At 69.8% G+C, this 6,026-nt stretch carries 7 protein-coding genes; 1 reads left to right on the top strand and 6 read right to left on the bottom strand.

All coding sequences use genetic code 11. The features are described from left to right. Window positions 1-305 (top strand): energy transducer TonB (locus tag D183_RS24205; RefSeq protein WP_039726467.1); only part of this gene is annotated, 305 nt, incomplete at its 5' end. Between the two features lie 96 nt (window positions 306-401). Here the strand turns inward: D183_RS24205 and D183_RS0107330 are convergent. The 6 genes from D183_RS0107330 to D183_RS0107355 all read right to left on the bottom strand — a co-directional run bounded on the left by D183_RS0107330 (window position 402) and on the right by D183_RS0107355 (window position 5,820). Then, window positions 402-1,310 (bottom strand): CPBP family intramembrane glutamic endopeptidase, encoded by a 909-nt coding sequence (locus D183_RS0107330; protein WP_017908430.1) that lies wholly within the window; start codon window positions 1,308-1,310, stop codon window positions 402-404. A 173-nt stretch (window positions 1,311-1,483) separates the two neighbouring features. Beyond that, complete coding sequence (locus D183_RS0107335; RefSeq protein WP_017908431.1) at window positions 1,484-2,665, bottom strand: ABC transporter permease; 1,182 nt, start codon at window positions 2,663-2,665, stop codon at window positions 1,484-1,486. Then, window positions 2,662-3,408 carry an ABC transporter ATP-binding protein gene (locus D183_RS0107340; protein WP_017908432.1) on the bottom strand — a complete coding sequence of 249 codons (747 nt, stop codon included), beginning with the start codon at window positions 3,406-3,408 and terminating at the stop codon, window positions 2,662-2,664. The genes D183_RS0107335 and D183_RS0107340 overlap by 4 nt, the downstream gene beginning before the upstream one ends. A 31-nt stretch (window positions 3,409-3,439) precedes the next feature. Beyond that, the gene (locus tag D183_RS0107345; protein ID WP_017908433.1) at window positions 3,440-4,954 is read right to left on the bottom strand and encodes an alpha/beta fold hydrolase; all 1,515 of its coding nucleotides are present in this window, start codon (window positions 4,952-4,954) and stop codon (window positions 3,440-3,442) included. A gap of 90 nt (window positions 4,955-5,044) precedes the next feature. After that, entirely contained in the window at window positions 5,045-5,245 is a 201-nt protein-coding gene (locus D183_RS0107350) for a helix-turn-helix transcriptional regulator (RefSeq protein WP_017908434.1), read from the bottom strand. Then, the gene (locus D183_RS0107355; RefSeq protein ID WP_026144274.1) at window positions 5,242-5,820 is read right to left on the bottom strand and encodes a hypothetical protein; all 579 of its coding nucleotides are present in this window, start codon (window positions 5,818-5,820) and stop codon (window positions 5,242-5,244) included. Before D183_RS0107355 ends, D183_RS0107350 begins: the two co-directional genes overlap by 4 nt. Window positions 5,821-6,026 lie beyond the last annotated feature (206 nt).

Here is a 6,026-nt window from a genome sequence, read left to right on the forward strand (position 1 = left end):
CGGCACCGGCAGCAGCCCCCGCGGCCGCGCCGGCCGCTGCCGCCACCGCACAAACGCTGCGCCCGATCAGCACCCCGGCGCCGCGCTATCCGCCCGAAGCACTGCGCTCGGGTACCGCGGGCGAAGTGCTGGTGGAGATCACCGTCGGCACCGACGGCGCGGTCACCAATGCGCGCGTGCTGCGCTCCACGCCGCCGCGGGTGTTCGACCGCGAGGCGTTGAACGCCACCAAGCGCTGGCGCTTCGAACCGGTCGGCGCGCCGGTGACCACCCGCCGCACGCTGGCGTTCAATCCCGGCGGCTGAGCCCATCAATGACACCTGCGTGCCCGGCAGCGGCCGGGCGCGCAGAGAACGCTCAGGCGCAACACCGCGCCGACCGCAACACGTCGACAAGCGCGATCAGGACGTCGGTGTCATGCCAGCACTGCGCGCGGAGACGCCGAAGCGCCCCTTGCGCCAGGCCATCCAGGTCGCGATCGCGCCCACCACCGTGCACACCAGCAAGCCGGGCAGCGAGGCCTCCGGACCGAACGCGCCACCGCTCAACCATTCCAGCATCCCGGCCTGCGCCGTGCTGCGCGCGATCGCCGGCCCCATGTCGGTCCCCGATACCGCCGCGCCGAACAGATAGCCCTGGGTGAAGTTCCAGGCCGCATGCACGCCGATGGAGACCCAGAGCCGGCCGCTGAGCACATAGAACGCGCCCAGCATGACGCCCGCCTCCACCGCGATGCACAATGCGGCGAACACGCTCGCGTTCGGATTGCCGAGGTGGGCCAGGCCGAACAGCAGCGCCGACAGCGCGAACGCCAACCATGGCCCGAACGCGCGCCACAGCAGCCGCAACAGGATCGCGCGCAACATCAGCTCTTCCACCACGCCGGCCTGCAACGCCTTCCCGAGCGGCGCCCACACCGGCGCCGCCCCGGTCCAGCGGATCGTGTAGACGCCGAACGCCGCCATGATCGCCATCACCGCCGCGAACATGGCCGCCCCCAACAGCAGCCCCACGCCCAACTGCAAGGGCGCGGCGCGCCAGGCGAGTTCCGCCGGCCAGCGCCGCTCGCCCAGGCGCACCGCGATTGCGTAGAACACGGCGGCCGTCAGCGCCGTCGCATACGGCGCGAGCCGATCCGCGCCCGGCGGAAGCAGCCTGGCGCACAGCAGCGGCACCGCCGTCGCCACGACGATCATCAGCGCCAGCAACGCGATCGCCCAGAGCAGCGCCCGCAGCCAGCGCACCCTTCCCGGCTGCAGGATGCGCGCCTCGCCCAGCACCAGCAGGCGCCTGCCGCCGGCCGCCATCATTGCTGGGGCATCGTGTGGATCTGGAGACATGCAAAGGCTCGCTGCGGAGGAAGCATCGGCAGGACGGACAACGCCGCTGCGCGCAGCGAGTGTGCATCACGATCGCGTTTCCTGCGCGGCTCCGCGACGACGGGCGTGCAGCGCGCGGACCCGGCCCGCGCGCCGCCTCCTGCTCAGCTGGAGATCGCCAGCTGTTCCTGCCGGTAGCGGCGCACCGCCGCCAGCCACAGCACCGCGGCCAGGCCGAAACCGGTGAGCAGGTACACCGCCCAGATCTGCGGATCGATCGTCTCGCGGCGGATGATCTTCATCAACATCTGGTTCTGCGCCAGGAACGGCACCGCGAACTGCCACAGCGTGGTCTTCAGCGGATACACCATCAACGCATAGCCCGGCAGCATCGGCAGCAGCATCAGCCAGGTCATGTGGCTCTGCGCTTCCTTCATGCTCTTGGCCGCGGCCGCCAGATAGGTCAGCAGCGAGGTGCCGATGAACAGCATCGGCAGCAGCACGAACAGCATCTGCAGCATGGCCACGAAGCTGACGTTGAGCTGGCGGCCGATGCCGCTGGCCACCTGCGCGCTGAGCTTGAACGCGAGCAGGGTCAGCAGCAGCGACACCAGGCCGACCACGCAGGCCGCGGCGATCTTGCCGCTGACGATGGCGCTGCGCGAGGCCGGGGTGGCCAGCAGCGGCTCCAGCGATTGCCGCTCGCGTTCGCCGGCGGTGGCGTCCAGGATCAGGTACGCGCCGCCGATGAACGAGGTGATGGTCAGCAGCACCGGCAGCAGCATCGCCAGCAATGCACCGCGCTTGGCTTCGGGTGTGGCCAGATCCTGCAGCGCCACGTCCAGCGGCCGCGACACCTGCGAGTCGATGCCGCGCGCCAGCAGGCGCAAGGCCCCGACCTGCTGGCCGTACATGCTCAGCGCGGCCTGCACCCGCTGGGTCGGGATGTCGGCGTCGCGGCGGGTGCTGTCCTTGATGATCTCCACCAGCGCCGGGCGTCCTTCGTGCCAGGCGTTGGCGTAGTCCTCGTCGATCTTCAGCGCCAGGTCCACGTCCTGGCTGCGGATCGCGCCGGTCAGGTCCTTCGGCGGCGCGACCGCGTTCAAGCCCTGCGCGGCGAGGAAGGCCACCAGGTTCGGCGCGCGTTCGCGGCCGATCACCGGAATGTCCAGCGGCTTGTCGATCTGGGTGCGCACGCGGCTCTCGGCCAGCGCGCCCATGCCCAGGATCAGCGCCGGATACAGCAGCGGGCCCAGCAGCAGCGCCAGCGCCAGGGTGCGGCGATCGCGCGAGAGGTCGCGCAATTCCTTGCGCATCACGGTGAATACGGTACGGAGCAGGCTCATGCGTGCAGTCCCTCGTCGCTACCGATCGCCTTGACGAAGGCGTCTTCCAGATTGGGTTCGCCGGTCAGGGCGCGCAGTTCATCGGCGGTACCGGCGGCCACCACCGTGCCCTTGGCGATGATGACGATGCGATCGCACAGCGCCGCCACCTCCTGCATGATGTGGCTGGAGAAGATCACGCAGCGCCCTTCCTCGCGCAGCTCGCGCAGGAAGCCGCGCAATGCGCGCGTGGTCATCACGTCCAGGCCGTTGGTGGGTTCGTCCAGGATCACGTTGCGCGGGTCGTGGACCAGCGCGCGGGCGATCGCGGTCTTGGTGCGCTGGCCCTGGCTGAAGCCTTCGGTCTGGCGGTCGAGGATGTCGTCCATGTCCAGCGCCTTCGACAGCAACCGGGTACGCTCGGCGATACGTGCCGCCGACAGCCCGTGCAGCTCTCCAAAGTAGGCGATGTTCTCGCGCGCGGTCAACCGCTTGTACACGCCACGCGCATCCGGCAGCACGCCCAGCGCGCGCCGCACCGCCATCGGATCCTGGCCCACGTCGACGCCGTCCACGCGCACCTGGCCCTGGTCCGGCGCCATCAGCGTGTACAGCATGCGCAAGGTGGTGGTCTTGCCGGCGCCATTGGGACCGAGCAGGCCGGTGATCTGGCCGTCGGCAGCCTGGAAGCTGACCCCTTGCACCGCCTGCACGGCGCCGGCGCGGGTCTTGAATGCCTTGTGCAGATTGTCGGCGACGATCATGCCTGCCCCTCCCTGTCGAACGCTGCGCAGCTCATGGTTCCCATCCGTTGAATGAAGTGAAGGCCGGCACGCCGCTCATCGCGTCCAGGCAGGTGGCATCGAGGTGCTTGGCATCGGCGGTCTCGAAGAACTGGCCGAGCAGCTTGGGCATGCAGCCCAGGGTCATGGTGCCGTGGCCCTGGCCACGCACCACCAGGTGGCGGCCGTTGGGCAGGCCCTTGAGCACGCGCTCGGCGTAGCGCGGCGGCGTCACCGGATCCAGCTGGCCGGAGGTCAGCAGCACCGGCAAGGTCGAGGTGAACGGCGCGGTGAAGTCGGCCGGCCGGGTGCCGGTGGGCCACACCGGGCAGGGCGCGAAGAACATCTGCGCCACTTCCGGACCGAGCAGCGTGTCGTGCGTCTGCGGCGCGCGGTAGCGGTCGGCGTCCTCGGCGCAGATCACCGACCACTGCATGCCGCGATTCATCTGCCCGTCCAGTTGCCCGCCCATCATCTTTGCCAGCGACATCAGCGGCCCGTAGCGGCCGTTGGCCGCTTCGTCCAGCACCAGCGGCAGCAGCGACGCGGTCTGCGGCGCGTAGGAGAACGAGAACGCCAGGCTGGTGACGGTGTCGGCGGTGACCCGGTCGTGGCGGCTCTGGCCGCTGGCCGGATCGCGGTAGTCCACCTCCACCGGCGCCTGCCGCAGCCGCTCCACCACTGCGCGCAACTGCGTGCGGGTATCGGCGGGAAAGCGCTTGGCGCAAGCCGGATCGGCCTTGCACTGCTCGGCCTGCAGGGCGATCGCATCCTCGAAGGTGGTGGCGAACTCGCCGCCGACCACCAGGTCGTTTGGCGCCACGCCATCGATAACCACGCTGCGCACGTGCGGCGCGTAGCGGCGCGCGTACTGCTGGGCGACGCGGGTGCCGTAGGAGCCGCCGATCAGGTTGATCTTGTCCACGCCCAGCGCGGCGCGCACCGCATCCAGATCGCCGATCGCCTGGGTGGTGGTGTAGTAGCGAGGATCCGCGCGGCCCTGCAGCGACTGCGCGCAGCGCCGCGCGTAATCGACCAGTTCGTTCGCGGTGGGCGCGCGTGCCGGATCGGCCAGCGGCATCTCCTTGCCGTCCGGTCCCAGGCAGCTCAGCGGATTGGACTGGCCGGTGCCGCGCTGGTCGATCAGGAACACGTCGCGGCGCTTGCGGGTCTCGCGCAGCGCCATGTCGACGATGCTGGCGACCTGGGTAGCGGCCTGGCCGGGACCGCCGGCGAGGAAGAACACCGGATCCGGGTCGCTGCCGCCCTCGCCGGTGACCGGCAGCCAGGCGATGTTGAGTTCGATCTTGCGGCCGTTCGGCGCCGCCGGATTCTCCGCCACCGCCATGCGCGCGCACTGCGCCGGCACGTTGTTGGAGGCCACCGGATTGGTCAGCGTGCACGGGTGGAAGCGCAGCGCGCCGTAGCTGCGTTCGGACGTCTGCGGCGTCGGTGCCTGGGCCGCCTGGCAGGCGGCGAGCAACAGGGTGGCCGCCGCGATGGCGAACGGCCGGGAGGGGTGTCGCATGGTTCGCATCCTTGAGTTCATGGCTTGCAGAATGCCATGCCGGAACATGGCGTCGTCGGTGCCCGGTGGGGCATGGAACGGAGTACGCGGTTACTCGCCTTCATCGAACAGAAACACCTGCTCGATGCTGTGCGCGAACAGCCGCGCGATACGGAACGCCAGCGGCAGGCTCGGATCGTACTTGCCGGTCTCCAGCGCATTGATGGTCTGTCGCGACACGCCCAGCCGCTCGCCCAGTTCGCCCTGCGACCAGCCGTGCGCCTCGCGCAGTTCGCGGATGCGGCTGTTCATTGGTAGCGGCGCGCGTTCGCGACCTTGACCACCCCATAGGTCATGCACAGCGCGGGAAACACCCACAGCATCGCGCTCGAGGCCGGCACCGCGATGACCTGCGCCGCCTGCAGGAAGCCGGCGGCCATGTAGACGCCACAGGTCAGCCCGGCAGCGATGGCGATGGACTCCAGCTCGATGCGCCGCTGCAGTTCGTCGGAGTCGCGCACGAAACGCGCCACCGCGCGGATCACCAGCGCCAACGTCAATGCCGGCAGCAGCGCGACCACCACGCGCAGCCAGTGCGCGTCGACGCTGTCGAGCAGGCGCTTCCAGAACAGCATCACCACCACGTAGGCGCCCATCGGCGGGAAGAACTCGCGGTAGTAGCGCCGCGCCAGCGCCCGCGGCGCGCTGTCGGCCAGGCTGCCCCGCGACCACCACAGCAGCAGCGCCATGAACAGGCCGCCGATGCCGACGCCCATGCATACCCCACGCAGATAGTCGCTGCCGCCGAGCGGCAGCCAGGCCCCCGCCGCCAGCAGCGCCAGACTCACGCACAGCACCACGATCGCGTTGCGCCTGCAGTTGCCCATCATCTGTCCCCGATACTCAGCCGATCCCCGATCCGGCACCCTCGCGGCTGCCGCGTATGCCGTGCCGACCTTTCCCCTGTCAAGCACGCTTGACAGGAGAATGCGCGCGCCAAGGTCGGCTGTCAAGCGTCCTTTACAGACAAAACGAAATCACCGGCAAGCCAGCGTAGCGAGCCCCTCTCCCGCCGGGAGAGGGGTTGGGGTGA

Origin of the sequence: Xanthomonas sp. SHU 199, from assembly GCF_000364665.1 — a bacterium.
GTDB classification, from domain to species: Bacteria; Pseudomonadota; Gammaproteobacteria; order Xanthomonadales; family Xanthomonadaceae; genus Xanthomonas_A; species Xanthomonas_A sontii.

Bases quoted from the DNA above. Each gene is read 5' to 3' on its own strand.
- D183_RS0107330 (WP_017908430.1), bottom strand. From the start codon at position 1,310: ATGATGGCGGCCGGCGGCAGGCGCCTGCTGGTGCTGGGCGAGGCGCGC.
- D183_RS0107355 (WP_026144274.1), bottom strand. From the start codon at position 5,820: ATGGGCAACTGCAGGCGCAACGCGATCGTGGTGCTGTGCGTGAGTCTG.
- D183_RS0107345 (WP_017908433.1), bottom strand. From the start codon at position 4,954: ATGCGACACCCCTCCCGGCCGTTCGCCATCGCGGCGGCCACCCTGTTG.
- D183_RS0107350 (WP_017908434.1), bottom strand. From the start codon at position 5,245: ATGAACAGCCGCATCCGCGAACTGCGCGAGGCGCACGGCTGGTCGCAG.
- D183_RS0107335 (WP_017908431.1), bottom strand. From the start codon at position 2,665: ATGAGCCTGCTCCGTACCGTATTCACCGTGATGCGCAAGGAATTGCGC.
- D183_RS0107340 (WP_017908432.1), bottom strand. From the start codon at position 3,408: ATGATCGTCGCCGACAATCTGCACAAGGCATTCAAGACCCGCGCCGGC.